Here is a 17931-nt window from a genome sequence, read left to right as displayed (position 1 = left end):
CACGCTCTTGGCCTATCGACGGCACGACTGTTTGGCCGCAAAGATCGGGCCATGCGTACCATCGGAAAGGCCGCCCTCCTGGGGGCCGCGGTCACCATGCTCGCCGCTCCCGCAGCCAACGCGGGCGCCTACGCCCCCGGAGACGCATGGGACTCGCCCGGCGTCGTGGCCGGCACCAACATCAAGGCTCCGATCCACGTTCCGGTCAACGTCTGCGGCATCACCGTGAACGTCGTCGGCATCCTGAACCCCGCCTACGGCAACACCTGCATGAACGACTGAGCTCAAGGCCTACTCGACGGCGCGGAGATACCGGCTGCCGAGCACGCGAAGGTGTTCGACGAGAGCGGCCGGCTCGGTGACGCGGAAGTCGAGCCCGAGCATTCCGATGTAGACGGCGATCAGCTCCAGGCTGTCCGCCCCGGTCACGAGCACCGACGTCGTGGCGTCCACCGCCTCGACCACACCGACGGCCGGGTTGATCCGCGCCAGCACGGCCTCCGCGGGTGCGTGCACGGTGATCCGCGCGTGCACCCGCCACCCGGCCACGGCCACGTCCCGCAGCACGAAACCCGTGTAGTCCCCGCCCGGCAGCGGGTTCGGCGTGAACCGGCGACCGGTCGCCATCCGCAGCGAGATCCAGTCGACGCGGTAGGTGTGCCATGCGCCCGTCTCCGGTCCGCGCGCGACGAGGTACCAGTGCCGCTCCCAGCTCACCAGCCGGTAGGGCTCCACGAGCACCGGCCAGTCCCCGAACGGCGCGGAGGCGTCGTTGCGCTGCGGCTCGGAGCGAGCCGGTCCGGTGTAGTCGAACCGGATCAGCTCGCTGTCCCGGACCGCCGCCGCGATCGTCGCGAGCACGGTCGCGTCCACCACCGGGTCCTCGACGTTGCTGCCGGTGTTCGCCGGTCCCTCCGACGTCGCCTGGTGCAACGCGCTCACCTGGCGGCGCAGCCGGTGCGGCAGCACCTGTTCGAGTTTCGTCAACGCCCGCGCGGCGCTGTCCTCGATGCCCGCGACCCCGCGCCCGGCGCGCAGTCCGATCGCGACGGCCACGGCCTCCTCGTCGTCGAGCAGCAACGGCGGCAGCTTCGCGCCCGCACCCAGCTGGTAGTACCCGGCGGGTCCGCGCACGGCCTCCACCGGGTAGCCGAGCTCGCGCAGCCGGTCGATGTCGTTGCGGATCGTCCGCCCGCTGACGTTCAGCCGCTCGGCCAGCTCCGAGCCCGGCCACGCCGGCCGGGACTGCATCAGGGCCAGCAGCGCGAGCAGCCGAGAAGAAGTTTCGAGCACCTTGGAAGTATAGGAACCAAGTGTTCCTATAAGGCTTCTAACGTCTGTGTCATGACGAACAACGAGATCCGCCCCTTCCGCATCGACGTCCCGCAGGCCGACCTGAACGACCTGGACGAGCGCCTCGCCCGCACCCGCCTGCCGCGGCCCGCGCCCACCGACGACTGGGAGTACGGCACCCCGAACAGCTACCTCGGCGAGACCGTCGACCACTGGCGGACCAAGTTCGACTGGCGCGCCCAGGAAGCGCGGATGAACCGGTTCCCGCACTACCTCACCGAGATCGACGGCCAGACCGTCCACTTCATCCACGTGCCGTCGAAGGAAAAGAACGCGACGCCGTTGCTGCTCCTGCACAGCTACCCCGGCTCGTTCGCCGACTTCCTCGACATGATCGGCCCGCTCACCGACCCGGTCGCCCACGGCGGCGACGCGGCGGACGCGTTCTCCGTTGTCGTGCCTTCGATTCCCGGCTTCGGGTACAGCACACCGCTGGTCGGCCGCGGCTGGACGATGCGGCGGGTCGCGGAGACGTTCGACCAGCTGATGCGGCGGCTCGGGTACGACTCCTATGGCGCGCACGGCAGTGACGCCGGCGCGATGATCTCCCGCGAGCTCGGGATCCTGCAGCCGGAGGGTTTCCTCGGCCTGCACGTGCTGCAGCTGTTCTCGTTCCCGTCCGGCGACCCCGCCGAGTTCGAGCACCTCGAGCCCAAGGACTACGCCGCACTCGAGCACCTGCAGTGGTTCCAGTCCGTCGGCGGCTACAACCAGATGAACGGGACGCGCCCGCAGACCGTCGCCGCCGGCATCGCCGACTCACCGGTCGGGCAGCTGGCGTACAGCGAGCTGTTCAACAACTTCGGCAACGGCACGAGTCTGATGACGACCGAGCAGATCCTCACCCAGGTGTCGCTGTACTGGTTCACCAACACCCAGGCGACCGCCGGGCGCTACCACTTCGAGGAGACGAAGGCGGCGCGCGAGCCGGAGGTCAACCCGTCACGCACCGGGGTCGCCGTCTTCGCCGACGACTTCAAGACGATCCGGGCGTTCGCGGCCCGGGACAACTCGAACATCGTGCACTGGTCGGAGTTTCCCGACGGCGGGCACTTCGCGGCGATGGAGCGCCCGGACGTCCTCGTCGGCGACCTGCGCACCTTCTTCCGCTCCTGACGCGGGTCCCCGCCGCCCTACCCGGCGTATCGCCACCACCAGGCGATGTCCGGGTAGGGCGGCGGCGTGCTGGGCTACGTCGAGGTGAACTTCGAGGTGCCCCGGTTCGGCGTGCGGGGCGGCACTTCTCGATGCCGACGCCCATCGACCCGACCCACCTCGAGTACCGCCGCGCGTCCTCTCGCGTCTGCTGAACCGCCTGGCCGCGCCGGCGGCGGCCGACCTCCTGCGCGACCTGCCGATCGGTGGGCGACGCGGTTCTACTCCACGCAATGCGCCTAGTGGGAGACCATGAGCCTGCGGAACACGACAGGGCTCAGCAGAGTGGCGGGTCCGGCGACCATGTTCACCACGCGGATGAACCGGCGGAACATGTCGGCGTCACGGGTGATCGCGATCTGCCACTTCTTCATGTACCAGGCGAACACGCGGGAAGCCGGACCCGGCCGGGCGTCACCGACCCAGCCCCGGTCGGCGCCGCTCGACAACAGCCACGACGACCGCGTGGTCCTGGCGATCCTGCGTTGAAAGGAAACGCACCCCGCGGCACTGAAGTCTTGGTGCCGCCGGAACAGCAGCGCCTCCATCGCGGCCACGGTCATCCCCTGCCCGTACACCGGGTTGAACGAACAGACGGCGTCGCCGATCGCGACCAGGCCGCCGGGCCACGAGCGGGTGTCCTCGAACGCGTTGCGGCGGCTGGCGGTCCGGGCGAACAGGTACACGGGCGACAGGGGTTCGGCCGGTCGCAACATCTCGGCGACCGGCAGCCGCAACGACTCCAGGAACTCCTGGTACCCCGAGGGATCGCGCGGCGGGTGGTCGCCACCGGCGCCCTGCGCGGTCACCATCAGCCGGTCGCCCTCGACCCGCATCACGGCGCAGCCGCGCGGGGTGCTCGGCGCGGACAACGACTCGGCGAGCACCGCCGGAAAGTCCGGTGGCGCGGTGTAGAGGCGGGTCGCGTAGCCGGTGCGTGAGTCGACCACGGATGGTTGCGGCACAACGACTCCGGCCGCCGCGAGCCACGTCGCCAGCTTCGACGAACGGCCGGAGGCGTCGACCACGAGGTCGGCGTCGATCCGGCCGTCACCGGTCAGCACACCATCCACAGTGGATCCGCTGAACGACAGGCCGGTCACGTGCACACCGTCGAGCACCTTGGCGGTGACGCGGCGGCGGATGTGCGTCTCCAGCAGTGGACGGGTGACCGTGAGCAGCGGCAGTCCGGTCCGGCCTCCGGCGGCCCAGCCGTGTGTGTTGAGCAACCGCGCGTCGCCCGCGTCGGTCAGGTACGCCCCGGCCGCCACCAGCTCCTGACGCAGACCGGGAAGCAGGTCCTCCATGATCTCCGCACCGCGCACGAGCAACCCGTGCACGTGCCTGCCCTGCGGCACCCCGGCGCGATAACGGGGTTCGTCGGACAGCTTGTCGCGTTCCAGCACCACGACGTCGCCGCCGATCACGTGCGCCACCAGCAGGCCGGCGATTCCGGCCCCGATCACCACGACCTTCACAACGTGCCCCCCGACTCGGCCCAAGCCCTTGCCCCCGAACGTTCCACGAGTGTGGCCGGGTGCCGGGCCTGGGCGGCGTCCAGCACGACACCCTTCGCGTAGAGCTCCGCGAGCTCGGGCTCCGTTTCAACTATCGAACAGGTTCGCCGAACCACTCGCGCAACCGGCCGGAAAGATCTTCCTGATCCTCACCGGCCCACACCACGTGACCGTCGGGCCGCAGCAACACGGCGGGCACGTCCAGTTCCTCGCTGACGTCCACGACGTGGTCGACCCGATCCTCCCAGCCCGCGACCGAAAGCCGGCCGGTCTGGTCGAGCAGCAGTCCGCGGCCGCTGTGCGTCAGCTCGTAGAGCCGGCCCCGCTTCAGAGCGACGTCCCGCAGCCGCCGGCCGACCAGCTCGTGCCCGGAACCGAAGTCGTACCGGATTCCGATCCCGGTGATCCGCTCGGTCAGGAACCGGTTCACCTCGTCGAAGTCCATCAGTTCGGAGAACAGCTTGCGGACAGCCTGCGGTCCCGGCTCGGTGGACATCAGCTCCATCATGGCGCGGGTGGTGGTGAGCACCTGCGCGGCCACCGGATGCCGTTCGGCCTCGTAGGTGTCCAGCAACCCCTCCGGCGCCCAGCCGCCGACCGCGGCGGCCAGCTTCCAGCCGAGGTTGAACGAGTCCTGGACGCCGAGGTTGAGCCCCTGCCCGCCGACCGGCGGGTGGATGTGCGCGGCGTCCCCGGCCAGCAGCACCCTGCCGACGCGGTAGCGCTCCGCCTGGCGCGTGGCGTCGCCGAACCGCGACAGCCAGCGCGGTGAGTGCACGCCGAAGTCGGTGCCCGCGTACACGTACAGCTGTCGTTTGATGTCCTCGAGGGTCGGTGGCGTGCGCCCCTCGGTCACGCCCTCCGCGGGCACGACGACGCGGAACAGCCCGTCGTCGCCGATCGGCCCGATGCCGAACCGCTTCTGGGTCTTGCGGACCTCGGTCATGGTGGCGGCCACCGTCTCCGCCGGTACGCCGACCTCCATCTCACCCAGCAGCGTCTCGACCTTGGTGGGCTCACCGGGGAAGCCGACCCCGATCAGCTTGCGCACCGTGCTGCGCCCGCCGTCGCAGCCGACGAGGTACCGCGTGCGCAGCCGCGTGCCGTCGGCCAGCTCCACGGTCACCCCGTCGTCGTCCTGGCTCAGCCCCACCAGTTCGGTGCCGCGCCGGACCTCGGTGTCCAACTCGGCGGCACGTTCCGCCAGCAGGCGATCGATGATCGGCTGCGGCATGCCCAGGACATGGGGATGCGTGGTGTCCAGCCGTTCGGGCACGGGCTTTTCGATACCGGCGAAGAATCCGTGCACCGGATACAGCTTGCCGTTCGCCAGAAACCGGTCCCACAGACCCCGCTGGTCCATTATCTCGATGCTGCGCACGTGCAGACCCATCGCGCGGACCACCTTGGTCGGCTCCGCGTCCCGCTCCAGCACCAGCACGTTCACGTCGTGCAACCGCAACTCGCTCGCCAGCATCAGCCCGGTCGGCCCGCCACCAGCGATGATCACGTCGAACATGAATCCCCCGTTTCAGCTTCGGCCGGCGAATTCTGCGGCATCACCGGGGTCTTGCGGCAAGCCCCCCGATGCGTTATACGTTGATAGTGGCAGGGAGTGCGGCTCCCTGCCTTTGTTGTATCCGTCCACAACGGACAACGTCATCGGCCGTTCTGCGGGCAGGGCCCTCCCGGCGTGAGATAGCAGCTCGCCCCGGTGCTGGGTGTCGTGGTCGTCACCGTGCTCGTCGGCAGCCGCGTAGCCGGCTCTACAGGAGCACGGTCGGCCAGCGCGAACACGCTCAGCACGATCGCGCCGCACACCGCGGCCGAACTGCCCACCACCGCGAGGGTCTTGCGACGCCGCCGCGTGCGCCGCCCGCGCTCGGAGATGCGGCCGATGTCGATGCCCAGCGGCGGCTGCTCGGACGTGATCAGGTCGAACAACGGCTTGACGTCGTCATCACGCATCAACAGCACCTCCCTTCAGGGTGAAATGCGGTCCCAGCCGTTGCCGCAGCGTGGCGAGGCCGCGCGCGCACTGGCTCTTGACCGTGCCGACCGAACAGCCGAGCGCCTCGGCGGTGTCCTCGACGCTCAGGTCGTTCCAGTAGCGCAGCACGAGCGCCGCCCGCTGTTTGGGCGGCACGGCGGCGAGCGCACGCCGCACGATGATCCGTTCCTCGAGCTCCACATCGGACGGTGCGACCGGCTCCGGCGGCAGGTCCGTGAGCCGTTCCCGCTTGCGCCAGATCAACCGTCGTTCGGCGAGATACGTGCGCACGATGATGCGGCGCGCGTAGGCGTCCAGTCCCCCGTGGTGCTCAAGGCGCGGCCACATCAGATAGAGCTTGAGCAACGCGGTCTGCGTGAGGTCCTCGGCGTGATGCCAGTCGCCGCACAGCAGAAACGCGGTAGACCGCAGGCCGTGCGCACGGCCTGCGGCGTACCGGTGGAACTCCTCGTCGTGACTCAGTGGTCGCACTCCCGCAGGTGGTCCTCACCCTTGAGCCAGTACACGCACTTGCCCTCAAACGGGTCGCCGGCGAACTTCGGCTGGGTGTCGGGCGCCTGCCGCACCTGGGGCGTGAGCTCGGCACGGGGCGGCTCCTCGGCGGCACCGGCGAGGGCGGGAACGGCGATGCCCACGGCCGAAGCGACGATCGCCGCCACGCCGAGGGCGATTCGAAAACGCGACATGACTCTCCCAGTGTTGCTGGTCAGGACAGTGACGCGTTACCAATGCGCGCGGCGTGGCGCGAGGTTGCATCGAATTTTCACCACTGCGGGTAGTGCGTGTTCCGGATCACGCGGGGAGCGCGTGTTCCGAGCACCATGACCTCCAGGCCCTCGTTGACCGTGTCACCGATGTCGAGCATCTCGACGTCGTCGTACGACGCCACCTTGCCGTGCTCACCCACGAACACGCAGCTCGCGGAGATCCACTCCGCGAGCGGGTAGAACCGCTGGCCGAACAGCCCTTCCAGCTCCTCGGCGATGTCGATCGCACCCGCGCCCGCCGCCTCCGGCTCGAAGTACAGCGAGGACCGGTACTCGCCTTCGAACACCGGCTGCACGCGCAGGTCACCGAGGCTCTCCAGCAGTTCCCGCGCCACATCGGACAGGTGGTACCCCTCGACGCTGAGCACCGCGTCCCACTGTTCGATGTCGACCCGGCGGTCCCGCGTCCAGCCACTCGCCTCGAGAGCGGCCACGAGCTCCGGCGAGAAGCCGTCGACGACCGTCATTCGGTGCCGCCTTTCACCACGTGATTCCGAGCGCCCGCAAGAGGGGTTGGCAGAAAGTGTCGCAGGGCGCGAGGGATGTTCCGTGCATGGTGGTGGGGCTGTTGACCGGCTTCACCCGGACGGCACGCACGGAACCGTTCTGCATCGCCTCCACGCCCTCCGCTGCGACCGCCTTGGAGATCGCGTTGACCTCGGCACACGAACCGTGCCTGCCGCCGACCGGCGCGATCTTCTCCATCTCCGCTTTCAGGTGGTCCGGCAGCGGCACCCCCTCACTGCTGTGCGCGTAGTACTTCTTGCCGGACGGCGACGTGTACTCGGCGGCGACACGTGGTGTGGCGGCCTGGTTCTCGCCGCGCAACGTGTCGGCGTACTGGCCCAGCGGGCACTTCTCCAGTCCGAGCGGGTCCATCCACGCCGTCGGGTTCGGCACGTACGCGCTCGGGTTCGGGCCGCCCTCCAGCCCCAGCGGGTCGTTGCTCTGGTAGCGGCCGGTCTCCGGGTCGTAGTACCGGTGGTAGTTGTAGTTGAGCCGGCTCTCCGGATCGTGGTACTGGCCCGGGAAGCGCAGCGGGCAACCGACTCCGGAATCGGCGCGCACACCCCACAACGACTCCTGACCGCGCCACGCCACCTCGCCCGCCGCGTCCACCAGTTCGGTGGCGGTGCCGACCAGGTCCGTGACGATGGCGTAGAACCGGGCGTCCACGCCGTCACGGTCGAGCTGGCTCACCGGGCGGAAGGTGCCGGGTTCGTACTCCCACGTCGTCGCCCCGCCGCCGTGAGACTGCTCGACGAGGTTCTTGTCGTCCCAGTGGAAGATCGTCTCCTCGGCCACGGTCACGCCGTCCGCGGCGAGCCGCTGCTTGGCGAACCGGCGGCCGAGCGCGTCGTACCGGTACCGCCAGCGCGTTCCGTCCGGGGTGGTGACCGCGAGCAGCCGGTCGTCGGAGCTCCAGGTGTAGTGCCAGACGTCCGCCTTGCGGGACAAGCGGGTCTGCCTGCGCAGCACCACGCGGCCCTGCCGGTCGTGCTGGTAGTGCACGGAACCGGCGCGCCGCAGAAGTGTGCCCTCGTACACGCGGGGACCCGCGGCCGACTCCACAGCGGCCGTGGGCCACGCCGCATGGACGACGTTGCCGGCCGGATCGTATTGGTACTGCTGGGATTCCGGCCCACCGCGCACACCCGTCACCCGGCCGCGGGCGTCGAGGTCGTAGTCGCGCGGCCCGGTGAGCTGGTCGACGACACCCTCCAGGTAGCCGTCCGACCGATAACGGTAGGAGCGGCGCAGCAGCAGACCACCCTGGCCGTGACCGGACACCGCCTGGGTGCGCAGCCGGTGGTTGCCGTCCCACGTCTGGACGAGCGTGGCCGCGCCGAGATCGCGCTCCACCTCACGGCCGGCGACGTCGTGCCGGAATCGCACCGTGCGCCCGGCGGTGTGCACCGCGACGGGCCGGTTAGCCGGGTCGTACTCCCACACACTGTCCACTCCGGACGGTGTGGTGCGGCCGACCCGCCTGCCGATCACGTCGTAGCGGGACGCGACCGTCATCCCGTTCGTCGTCTCCTCGACGACCCGGCCCAGAACGTCGCGGACGAAGACGGTGTCCGCGTCGGGGTTGGTGGCGCGCAGCACGCGGCCGAGCGGGTCGTAGGCGAACGTGGTGCGGACGCCGTCCGTGATCTCCTCGATCACGTTGCCCATCGGGTCGTACCGGTACCGGGCGGTCTCGCCGGCGCCGTTCGTGCGGGCGACGAGCTGGCCGGCGGCGTCGCGTTCGTAGTTCTGCACGCGGCCGTCGAAGTCGGTCTCGCGCACCAGCCGGCCGCACGCGTCGTACTCGTAGCGCCACACCAGGCCCTGCGGGTTGGTGACCGACGTGGGCCGCAGTTCGGTGTTGTAGCCGAACTCCGTGCGCGAACCGTCCGCCGCGATCTCGACGAGCGGGAGGTCGAAGCAGCCGAACTCGGTCATGCTGTCGCGGCCCAGCGCGTCGGTGCGGCGGACCGCGTTGCCCTCGCCGTCGTAGTGCCAGCGCTCGGTCGAGCCGTCCGGCAGCGTGCGGGACAACGGTTTGCCCTCGACGGTCCACGCCAGGCGCGTGACGCCACCCGCCGGGTCGGTGACGACCGAGACGCGGCCCAGCACATCGCGTTCGTAGGTGGTGGTCGCGCCCGCGGGATCTGTCGACGCCTGCAGCAGACCCGCCGCGTCGTGCCGCAGCGTGCTGGTCTGGCCGAGCGCGTCGGTGATCGTCGCGAGGTTGCCGCGGTCGTCGAACGTGTAACCGGTGCGCGCTCCGGTCGGGTCGGTGACCGACGTGCGGTTGCCGCGCTCGTCGTACTCCTGCGTCCAGACCGCGCCGTCCGGTTCCACGACGGTCGTGGGCAGGCCGAGCTCGTTGTACTCGGTGCGCAGCACTTCGCCGTCCGCACGGGTGAACACGGCCAGGTTGCCGTCCGCGTCGTACTCGCAGCGCACGGTGCGGCCGAGGGCGTCGGTGCGCGAGCGCAACCGGTGGTGGGAGTCCCATTCGGACGTCACGGCGTTGCCGAGCGGGTCGACCTCGCGGACCACCTGCAGCCGTTCGTTGAGGTGGTAGGTCGTGGTGTAGCCGAGCGAGTTCGTCGACTTGGTGACGAGGTTCGCGTATTCGAAGGTATAGCTGAGGAATCCGTCCTTGCCGTCTCCCTTGACGCACCGGCCTTCGCGGTCGTACGTGAAGCGGTACCAGACGCCGTTGCGGTCCTCCCAGCGGACGATCCGGCCGTCCGCGTCGTACTCGTACCGCATCTGCGAACCCGAGGAGTTGGCGACCTCGGCCAGGTTGCGGTCGTGGTAGTGATAACCGATCAACGGCACGTCGGGGCCGTCCGCCCGGCGCAGTGCGATCCCGGTGATCAACCCGTCGTTCGTGTCGACGCGGAGGTGGTAACCGCCGGAATGGCGGATCCCGGTGATCGTGCCCGCCGCGTCGTAGTCGACGTCGATCCGGTTGCCGTTGCGGTCGGTGATCGCGGTGATCGGCAGCCGGGACTCGGTGCCGGCGAAGTGGAAAGTCCTGCCCTGCTTGCGATCCGTGACGGTGTAGCCGTCCGCGGTGCGGGCCAGCCGCAGCGGCGCCCCCTCGACCGGCAGCACGAACCCGGAGTCGGCGGGCACCGGGAACTTCAGCAGCATCCCGTCCGCGGCGGCGAAGTGCACCGCGTCCGCCTCGACCTCGACCTTCTGATCCAATGTGGATGCCCAGGACCGGCCGAACCAGCGGCCCAGCCGGTGCGTCGACCGGTGCGTGCGGGCGATCACGAGCGGCAGTGCGCCCGGCAGGTCCACGTCGGTGGCCGTCGTCAGCATCACGCCGGTGGACACATCGACGGGGTCACCGACCGCCGGGGTGCCCTCGTTCGGCTTGGAGTTCGCGCTGGGGTTTTCGTTGTGGGAGCTGATGGAGTCGTCGGCGCCGGACGACCGGGTGCCGCCGCTCTCGCCGGTCGTGCCGTGCGGCTCGCCGCCGTGTGGCGCGGAGCCGTCTCCGGAGGTGTGGGTCGTGCCGCCCTCGTGCGGAGTGCTCGTGCCGTGCGTCTCGGGTGCTTTGGAGACGTGCGTTTCGCCGCCCACGCTGGACACGTGCGTCTCGCCGCCAGCGACATGTCCCGTGTGCGGCTCGGCCGAGGAGACGTGCATGCCGCCGCCGGTCTCGCCGTGCGGGACGTGCGGTTCCCCGCCGCCGCCGTGCAGCTCGGACATGACCTTCTGGACGCCGTGCCAGATCTCCTCGAGCTTGCTCATGATCGGGCGCAGCTTCTCGACCGAGTTGATCAGCTTCTTGATCGTCGCGCCGATCTTCTCGGTCCACGCCGCGACCTGCTCGACGACCTGGGCGACCACGAGCGGCGTGCCGAGCCCGAGGGTGAAGATCTCTTCGAGCGCGTCCTGGATGAAGTCGCCGACCGCCTGGGTGACCATGTCGCGGACCAGGCCGCGCACCACGCCGGTGATCATGCCGACGACCTTGACGACCGTGCTGATGGCGTTCGCGCACGTCACCGCGGTGGACAGGCCGTTGACCTTGCCCTCGACGTGCTGCCGGTAGGTGTCCGCGGCCGCGCCCGCCCAGTTCGCCGTGTCCCGGGACGCCGCGTCGGTCAGGTTCTTGGCGGCCTCACCCACCGCCTTGCCGATGTTCGCCCACGTCTGCGAGTAGGCGGTGATCTGGTCGACGTCACCGGCGAGCAGGTCCAGTGCGTCCTTCAACGGCTTGACGTGCTCGATCAGGAAGTTGAGGCCGTAGGAGATCAGCGTGCCGACCGGGTTCATCGCGATGGTCAGCAGGTCCATGCCGGTGCCGAGCGCGGCGATGCCGCCCTCGATCCAGCTGCCCGACTCCACCGCGTCGTACACCCCGGCGGCGTCGTCGATCAGGTTGATGCCGGTGTGCCAGGTCGTCGAGTCCTTCTTCTCCGCCAGAAGGGGATTGGTCACGACAATCTCTCCTCGATGCCCGCGAACGCTCTGGCGGTGGCCTGGTCGATCGTGTCGTAGTGCTCGGCGGTCGCCTTGACCTCGTCGGCCAGCTTGCCGATCGACTCCTGGGCGATCTTCAACGTGATCAGGCCGGGAGCGCTGACCGCCATCACGATCGGCACGAACAGCGGGCCGCAGATCATCCCGTACGCCTGCACGCCCATCGTGACCGACTGGGCCGCGTCCATCGCCTGCCCCAGCGTGTCCGCCACCCGTCGCACCGCCGCCACATGGTTGTGCAGCTCGGTGGTCACCACCTGGTATCCCTCGGCCACCGCGATCACTCCTCGTTCATGACGGACTCGCCGCCGAAGTCGTCATCGTCATTGGCAGGGCGCGGCGCCGGCCGGCCAGGCGGTTGTGGTTCGTCGGACGGCGGTTCGGGGAACTTCGCGCGGTAGTTGCCGACGATCGTGTCGACGGTCTGGGCGTCGTCGCCGATCGTCGCGGCCATCACCTCGGCCAGCTTCTCCGGCAGCTTCGCCTGCGCCCGCCGCATCGTCATGAGCACGGCGGCCGCGACCTCGGCGCCGGAGAGCTCCCGCACCTGGTCGGTGATCCGCATGTCGGTGACGTTGCCGCTCGAGTCGATCGACACGGTGACGAGCCCGTCCCGGGACGTCTCGGTCACCGAGATCTGCCCGGCCTGCGCCTTCATCTCCTGGTACCGCTCGGCTTTCGCCCTCGCGCGGGCGACCCACTGGTCCACTCCCGCGGTCGAGCTGAGGTTGCCATTCGCTGTCGGGCCACTCATCGCCGATCCCTTCCGCGGGCGCGTGAACGCACAGTCCGACGAAGGCTCTCAGCCCGAGGTTCCGCACATGGGAGAAACGTTCCACCGCCATCCGAACGGCCGAGGACAAACAGCTCAAACCGCCTCAGAGCACGCGGCGAACCCCGGGAATCCGGCGAATCAGGCCCGCGAGCAGGAAACAGACCGGAAGCACCACAAGCGACGCGAGGGCGAATTTCACGTGCGTGGACAGGTCCACCACCGCGAGGGCGTGCCCCGCCGCCGTCACCACGAACGCGTGCAGCACATAGACGGCGAACGCGCGATCCGCCAAGCGCCACTGGGTGTTGAGCTTGGCCCGGAACAAGGCGAGCAGCGCCAGCACGAGGCCGACCGCGAAGGTGGAGTCCCACAACGCGTAGAACAGCGAGCTCAGGGTGCCGTGCCCGAGCCACGCGTCGCCCCCACCGGCCAGCGCGAGCGGGAGGAACACGAGCGTGGCGCCGACCGCGAGGCCGAGCCCGGCCCAGCCCATTCGCGCGGTGACGGCGTGGAACCAGCCCCGCCGGTAGGCGAGCGTTCCCAGCACGAAGAGGCCGGCGTACTGCGGAAGGTAGGCGCTGGTCGGAAAGTCGACGACCGGAACGGTGAAGCCGATCGGGATCACGGTCCGCAGAGCGAAGGTGACCAGTGCCAGCACCGGCACGAACCCGATCACCGCGCGGAACGTGAGCGGCCGCGGGTCTCGTTGCCGCACCTGCGGTTTGGCGAGCCGGAAGGCGGCGTAGGCGCCGTCGAACACGAGGAGCGCGAGCACGAACCACAACGGCCCGCTGCCGATGGTGTCCAGGTAGCCGCCGTGGCCGGTGCCGAGATACAGGATCGGGTTGAGCACGAAGTAGAACACCACCAGCGGGATGCCCAGGCGGATCAACCGGTCACACAGGAAGGCACGCGGTCCCTTGCGGTCGTACGACCCCGGCGTGAAGTGGCCGGACAGCAGGAAGAACGCACCCATGAACCACGCCTGGTTCACCAACATGAAGACCGTCAGCAGCAACCCCGTGATCCCGCTGGTGGGTTGCTCGGTGTAGTACCAGGCGGGCAGCCCGCTGTACGTGGCCGCCACGTGGTGCAGAACCACCAGTGCGGTCAGCAAGATCCGCAGGTTGTCGACGAACCACAGCCTTCGCATGTTCCCCTCATTTCGTCCGATGTGGACTCGAAGTTAGGGAGTGCGCCGGTGCGCCGGTACGGGTCTGACCCCACGGAACGGTGTGGCTGGACCCACTGTCCGCAGGCGCCGCATGGTGCACAGTGGACGTCATGAAGTGGCTGAAGAACGCCTGTGTGGGGTTTTGGCGGGCGTGCGTCCTGGCGGTCGTCACGATGCCGGTCCCGGCCGTGTGGGCGGCCGCGATGGCGTTGTGGCTCTGGTGGGGCGGCAACCCGTGGTCGGCGATCGCGCCGCTCGTGTGGGCGTGCATCGGCACGTTCGCCCTGTCTCGTCCGGTGTGCCGGATGATCCGCGCCCTCGTCGCGAGCTGGACCGGCACCGTGATCACCGCCGGATACCGGCAGGCTGTGCCGGTCACCCGGATGTCGACCGGGTACTGGTGGAACGGCTTCTCCTACGAGCGCAGCAGCCGGGACGCGGTGCGCGACCAGCGGATGCGGCTGTGGTTTCGCGATCCCGCCACGTGGCGCGACCTGCGGTTCGTCCTGATCGCGCCGGTGACCATCGGCGTGGCCGCCGCCGTTCCGCCAGCCGCGGTGGCCCTCGCGTTCGTCAACCCGGTGTTCTTGCTGGGGCTCGTGAGTGCTCCGTACGCGTGGCGAGTGGCCGAGCCGGTGGCCGTCCGGTTCCTGCGCGCGTCGCCGGCCATGGTGGTGGGCGAGCTGACGGCCCAGCGCGCGGACACGACGATCGCGCAGGCCGCCGAGATCCGGCGGATCGAACGGGACCTGCACGACGGGGCGCAGGCCCGCCTGGTCGGGCTCGGGCTTTCCCTGGCCACGGCTGAAAAACTGATGGAAACCGACCCGGAGGGGGCCAAGGCGCTGCTGCGGGAGGCGCGGGCCGGCGCCGCCACGTCGTTGAGCGAACTCCGCGACCTGGTCCGCGGCATCAGCCCGCCGGTGCTGACCGAACGCGGGCTCGTCGACGCCGTCCGCGCGCTCGCCCTGGACAGCCCGCTTGCGACCGTCGTCAGCGCCGAGGTCCGGCCCCTTTTGGATCCACCGATCGAGTCCGCGGTGTACTTCGGCATCGCCGAGCTGCTCACCAACGCGGTCAAGCACGCGCACGCTTCTACGGCGCGGATCTCCATCTCCCGCAACGACTCCGGTCTCGCCGTCGAGGTCGAGGACGACGGCCGGGGCGGAGCCGTCCTGCGCGCCGACGGCGGCCTAGCGGGTCTGCGCCGACGTCTCGCGGTCTTCGACGGCACGTGCGAGATCACCAGCCCGGCCGGCGGCCCGACCCGTGCGGTATTGGTGGTGCCATGCGAATCGTGGTAGCCGAGGACCTCTATCTCCTGCGGGACGGCATGGTCCGGCTCCTGGAGGCGTACGGGCACGACGTGGTGGCGACCGCGACCACCGGGCCCGAGACGCTCGACGCGCTGCTGACGTTGCGCCCGGAAGTCTCCATTGTGGACGTCCGCATGCCGCCGACCCAGTCGGACGAGGGTCTGCGCGCCGCGCTGGCCGCCCGCCGCGAGGTGCCCGGACTGCCGGTTCTGGTGCTGTCCCAGCACGTCGAGCAGTTGTACGCCCGCGAGCTGCTGGCCGACGGCGCCGGTGGCATCGGCTACTTCCTCAAGGAAAGCGTTTTCGACGCGGACCAGTTCATGGACGCCCTCGAACGCGTCGCCGGCGGCGGGACCGCGCTGGATCCGGCCGTCGTCACCAAACTGCTCTCCAGCCGGCCCACCGACCGGCTCACCGAGCGGGAGCACGAGGTGCTCGGGCTGATGGCGCAGGGACTGTCCAACCAGGCCATCGGCGAGCGACTCTTCCTGAGCCCGAGCGCCATCAGCAAGTACACCACCTCGTTGTTCGGCAAGCTCGGGATCACCGATGACGAGAACCACAACCGCCGCGTCCTCGCCGTGCTCACCTATCTTGGTAGCGTCTGAAGGTTGTGTCTCAACCGCACTTTCCACCCCAGCAGAATCCACAGCAGTGGCCCCAGCAGCAGTGGCAGCAGCAATGGGCGCCACCTCCGCCGGTCAAGAAGGGGCTGTCCCCCGCGGTCAAGGTCCTGATCGGGTTCGGCGCGCTGCTCCTCGTCGCCGCGGGTGTCGGCATCGCGATCAGGCTGCCCCATCCGGAGAAGCAGGCCGCCCAGCTCAACGTCGGCGACTGCGTGCAGCTGACCGGCGCCGGAGACGACGCGGACGCGGTGAAGACGGGCTGCGACACATCGCCGTACATGGTGTCGATCGCCGGTGTCGACAAGGGCGAGTGGAACTGCTCCGAGGGCTTCTACCGGGTGGCGATCAAGAGCCCGCGGAAGAACAACGTCGCGCTCTGCCTCGCGCTCAACGGCCACGTGGGCGACTGCTTCGACGACATCGACGCCAAGACGCCGCCGAAGCTCGTGGACTGCTCGAAGGCTCGGGTGAAGGTGACGAAGCTGCTCGACAAGGTGAGCGCCACCGGGCAGGAGTGCGGCGACGCCAAGCAGCACCTGTCCTACTTCACCGGCTCCGATGCGCGGTTCAAGCCGCCGGCGACGATCTGCTTCGGCGACCCGTCCTGACCGGTCGGGGCGTCTTGACTTTGTGCTTTAACGCGGCTGCGCCGCGACACGTTGGCATTTTCGTGCGGGCCAGGCGCTAGGGCGCCTGTCCCGCACGAAAATGCCAACGTACCGAGACGGTGGTTGGCCGCCGTCGTGGTCCCGATCCGTTGGCCGGGTTGCGTTTGTTCGGTGCGGTTGCGGGCGTGGTTGGGATGAGCTGGCTGGAGTTGGCACCGTTTTTCCCATGCGTCAGCTCACCATGTGCAGCGGGTTACGTCTCGGCTGCCGTAGCGGATCGAGGAACGCCGGTGGGATGAAGTACGGGATTCCGTTGAGCAGCTTCACTTCCCAGTCGCTGTGGTGGATCAGGTCGTGATGTCGTCGGCAGAGCAGCACGCCGTTGTGCAGGCTGGTTTTGCCGCCGTCGGCCCAGTGTTTGATGTGGTGGCCTTCGCAGTGCCGTGGCGGCCGGTCGCAGCCCGGGAAGGCACAGCCCCTGTCCCGCGCGACCAGCGCTCGGCGTAGGCCACTGTTGAACAACCGCGCCTTGCGGCCGACGTTGAGGGGCTGCGAGCGGCTGCCCATCACGATCGGGATGACGCCTGCCTCGCAGGCGAGTTTGCGCAGCTGCTTGACCGGGATGCGTTCCTGGTTGTCCAGCACCGCGTGACCGGTCTTCGCGGCCAGGTCGTCGTAGGACACGGTCACGGCGAGGGTGACGGTCTCGCCGCCGTGCTCGGGCAGGACGTCGGCGCGCAGCACCAGGTTGATCAGCTCGGCGAAGGCGTCGCCCTGCCGTTCGGCATAGGTGCGCGTGTCGGGGCCGTCCGGGCCGGTGGGGCGGGGCTTGGCCAGCGGGTCCAGCGCGCCCAGGAGCTTGGCGCCGGTCTCCGGGCCGAGATCGAAGCTGCCGCGGCAGCGGCCGCGTTCCATGCGGGCGATCAGCTGGTCACTCGGTGGCGCCGGATCCTTCTCGTCGGGTTCCTCGTCGTTCTGGAACATCCGATAGATGATCTTCTTGCCGAAGTCGCGGATCGCGCCCGGCTCGAACGTCCGGCCGAACTCCGCCAGCTCCCGCTCGACGAACGCCGTCTTGTCAGGCGCGGCATCGGCAGGCACGTTCTTCATCGCCCTGGCGATCGCGTCGACATGCTCCTCGGTCAACGCGCCCTCAGCAAGCGCCTCGGCGGTGGCCGGAAGTTCGGGCTCGATCGTCGCGCCGGACGGGCCCAGCTGATGCGTCAGCAGCCGCGCCCGGCGCAGCTTCGCCTTCGACACGCTCGGATCCCAGTGCACCCGGTCCTTCAACACCCCGACCAAGTCCTTGTAGCCCAGCTCGGCCGCCAGGCCACGCCGGTCCATCTCGGCGATCCAGCGCAGCAGCCGCTCATGACGCGCACGGATCTCACGCTCCATCTCGGCGAAGCCGTCAAGCAGCTCACCGCTGGAGAGGAGGGACAGATCCGTGTCGACCACGTGTTCGACACTACCGCAAGATCACCAGCAAACAGGCCGTGTACCAGCGAAAACAAGCCACACGAACGGGTGAACCTCGTTCAAAAAACGATCAAAACGCAAGCCACCTCATCCCAGCCACGCCCGCAACCACACCGAACGAACGCAAGTCTGGACAGGATCGGGACCACGAC

General features: G+C 69.3%; 17 protein-coding genes. 5 read left to right on the top strand and 12 right to left on the bottom strand.

Annotated features, from left to right (window positions below; genetic code table 11):
* The first annotated feature begins 51 nt into the window (after nucleotides 1–51).
* Nucleotides 52–282, top strand: a complete 231-nt coding sequence (locus QSK35_RS20500; RefSeq protein WP_285748520.1) for a chaplin — start codon at nucleotides 52–54, stop codon at nucleotides 280–282.
* Between the two features lie 9 nt (nucleotides 283–291).
* Here QSK35_RS20500 and QSK35_RS20495 read toward each other — a convergent pair whose 3' ends face one another.
* Nucleotides 292–1293 carry a helix-turn-helix transcriptional regulator gene (locus QSK35_RS20495; protein WP_285748517.1) on the bottom strand — a complete coding sequence of 334 codons (1002 nt, stop codon included), beginning with the start codon at nucleotides 1291–1293 and terminating at the stop codon, nucleotides 292–294.
* A 51-nt stretch (nucleotides 1294–1344) separates the two neighbouring features.
* On the opposite strand from QSK35_RS20495, the gene QSK35_RS20490 reads away from it, so the two are divergent.
* Nucleotides 1345–2469, top strand: coding sequence for an epoxide hydrolase family protein (locus tag QSK35_RS20490; RefSeq protein ID WP_285748516.1), 1125 nt, complete (start codon nucleotides 1345–1347; stop codon nucleotides 2467–2469).
* Nucleotides 2470–2747: 278 nt separating this feature from the next.
* Here QSK35_RS20490 and QSK35_RS20485 read toward each other — a convergent pair whose 3' ends face one another.
* The 10 genes from QSK35_RS20485 to QSK35_RS20440 all read right to left on the bottom strand — a co-directional run bounded on the left by QSK35_RS20485 (nucleotide 2748) and on the right by QSK35_RS20440 (nucleotide 13729).
* A complete protein-coding gene (locus QSK35_RS20485; protein ID WP_285748514.1) occupies nucleotides 2748–3986 on the bottom strand; it encodes an FAD-dependent oxidoreductase in 1239 nt (412 codons plus the stop codon).
* Nucleotides 3987–4116: 130 nt separating this feature from the next.
* A complete protein-coding gene (gene rox, locus QSK35_RS20480; protein ID WP_285748512.1) occupies nucleotides 4117–5544 on the bottom strand; it encodes a rifampin monooxygenase in 1428 nt (475 codons plus the stop codon).
* A gap of 140 nt (nucleotides 5545–5684) precedes the next feature.
* The gene (locus tag QSK35_RS20475; RefSeq protein WP_285748510.1) at nucleotides 5685–5993 is read right to left on the bottom strand and encodes a hypothetical protein; all 309 of its coding nucleotides are present in this window, start codon (nucleotides 5991–5993) and stop codon (nucleotides 5685–5687) included.
* Complete coding sequence (locus tag QSK35_RS20470; protein ID WP_285748508.1) at nucleotides 5986–6507, bottom strand: SigE family RNA polymerase sigma factor; 522 nt, start codon at nucleotides 6505–6507, stop codon at nucleotides 5986–5988. Before QSK35_RS20470 ends, QSK35_RS20475 begins: the two co-directional genes overlap by 8 nt.
* Entirely contained in the window at nucleotides 6495–6722 is a 228-nt protein-coding gene (locus QSK35_RS20465) for a hypothetical protein (RefSeq protein ID WP_285748506.1), read from the bottom strand. Before QSK35_RS20465 ends, QSK35_RS20470 begins: the two co-directional genes overlap by 13 nt.
* 77 nt (nucleotides 6723–6799) lie before the next feature.
* Nucleotides 6800–7270 (bottom strand): SUKH-3 domain-containing protein, encoded by a 471-nt coding sequence (locus tag QSK35_RS20460; RefSeq protein WP_285748504.1) that lies wholly within the window; start codon nucleotides 7268–7270, stop codon nucleotides 6800–6802.
* A 13-nt stretch (nucleotides 7271–7283) separates the two neighbouring features.
* Nucleotides 7284–11759, bottom strand: coding sequence for an RHS repeat-associated core domain-containing protein (locus tag QSK35_RS20455; RefSeq protein ID WP_285748502.1), 4476 nt, complete (start codon nucleotides 11757–11759; stop codon nucleotides 7284–7286).
* On the bottom strand, nucleotides 11756–12076 hold the full coding sequence (locus QSK35_RS20450) for a type VII secretion target (protein ID WP_285748500.1): 321 nt from the start codon (nucleotides 12074–12076) through the stop codon (nucleotides 11756–11758). The genes QSK35_RS20455 and QSK35_RS20450 overlap by 4 nt, the downstream gene beginning before the upstream one ends.
* Nucleotides 12077–12081: 5 nt before the next feature.
* On the bottom strand, nucleotides 12082–12555 hold the full coding sequence (locus tag QSK35_RS20445; RefSeq protein WP_285748498.1) for a YbaB/EbfC family nucleoid-associated protein: 474 nt from the start codon (nucleotides 12553–12555) through the stop codon (nucleotides 12082–12084).
* Between the two features lie 124 nt (nucleotides 12556–12679).
* A complete protein-coding gene (locus QSK35_RS20440; protein WP_285748496.1) occupies nucleotides 12680–13729 on the bottom strand; it encodes an acyltransferase family protein in 1050 nt (349 codons plus the stop codon).
* Between the two features lie 131 nt (nucleotides 13730–13860).
* Between QSK35_RS20440 and QSK35_RS20435 the strand changes: the two genes are divergently transcribed.
* The 3 genes from QSK35_RS20435 to QSK35_RS20425 are packed head-to-tail and all read left to right on the top strand — an operon-like array spanning nucleotide 13861 to nucleotide 16300.
* Complete coding sequence (locus tag QSK35_RS20435) at nucleotides 13861–15054, top strand: sensor histidine kinase (RefSeq protein ID WP_285748488.1); 1194 nt, start codon at nucleotides 13861–13863, stop codon at nucleotides 15052–15054.
* Nucleotides 15039–15674, top strand: coding sequence for a response regulator transcription factor (locus QSK35_RS20430; protein ID WP_285748486.1), 636 nt, complete (start codon nucleotides 15039–15041; stop codon nucleotides 15672–15674). The genes QSK35_RS20435 and QSK35_RS20430 overlap by 16 nt, the downstream gene beginning before the upstream one ends.
* Nucleotides 15675–15679: 5 nt before the next feature.
* A complete protein-coding gene (locus QSK35_RS20425) occupies nucleotides 15680–16300 on the top strand; it encodes a hypothetical protein (RefSeq protein WP_285748484.1) in 621 nt (206 codons plus the stop codon).
* 231 nt (nucleotides 16301–16531) lie between these two features.
* Here QSK35_RS20425 and QSK35_RS20420 read toward each other — a convergent pair whose 3' ends face one another.
* Nucleotides 16532–17758, bottom strand: coding sequence for an HNH endonuclease signature motif containing protein (locus QSK35_RS20420; protein WP_285748482.1), 1227 nt, complete (start codon nucleotides 17756–17758; stop codon nucleotides 16532–16534).
* Between the last annotated feature and the right edge of the window lie 173 nt (nucleotides 17759–17931).

The organism is Lentzea sp. NBRC 105346 (assembly GCF_030269605.1).
Taxonomy (GTDB): Bacteria; Actinomycetota; Actinomycetes; order Mycobacteriales; family Pseudonocardiaceae; genus Lentzea.
This window is presented reverse-complemented; position numbering and strand designations above follow the sequence as displayed.

Excerpts from the sequence above, each read along its gene's own strand:
- QSK35_RS20500 (WP_285748520.1), top strand. The coding sequence starts at position 52 with ATGCGTACCATCGGAAAGGCCGCCCTCCTGGGGGCCGCGGTCACCATG.
- QSK35_RS20490 (WP_285748516.1), top strand. The coding sequence starts at position 1,345 with ATGACGAACAACGAGATCCGCCCCTTCCGCATCGACGTCCCGCAGGCC.
- rox (WP_285748512.1), bottom strand. The coding sequence starts at position 5,544 with ATGTTCGACGTGATCATCGCTGGTGGCGGGCCGACCGGGCTGATGCTG.
- QSK35_RS20475 (WP_285748510.1), bottom strand. The coding sequence starts at position 5,993 with ATGCGTGATGACGACGTCAAGCCGTTGTTCGACCTGATCACGTCCGAG.
- QSK35_RS20465 (WP_285748506.1), bottom strand. The coding sequence starts at position 6,722 with ATGTCGCGTTTTCGAATCGCCCTCGGCGTGGCGGCGATCGTCGCTTCG.
- QSK35_RS20460 (WP_285748504.1), bottom strand. The coding sequence starts at position 7,270 with ATGACGGTCGTCGACGGCTTCTCGCCGGAGCTCGTGGCCGCTCTCGAG.
- QSK35_RS20445 (WP_285748498.1), bottom strand. The coding sequence starts at position 12,555 with ATGAGTGGCCCGACAGCGAATGGCAACCTCAGCTCGACCGCGGGAGTG.
- QSK35_RS20440 (WP_285748496.1), bottom strand. The coding sequence starts at position 13,729 with ATGCGAAGGCTGTGGTTCGTCGACAACCTGCGGATCTTGCTGACCGCA.
- QSK35_RS20435 (WP_285748488.1), top strand. The coding sequence starts at position 13,861 with ATGAAGTGGCTGAAGAACGCCTGTGTGGGGTTTTGGCGGGCGTGCGTC.
- QSK35_RS20430 (WP_285748486.1), top strand. The coding sequence starts at position 15,039 with ATGCGAATCGTGGTAGCCGAGGACCTCTATCTCCTGCGGGACGGCATG.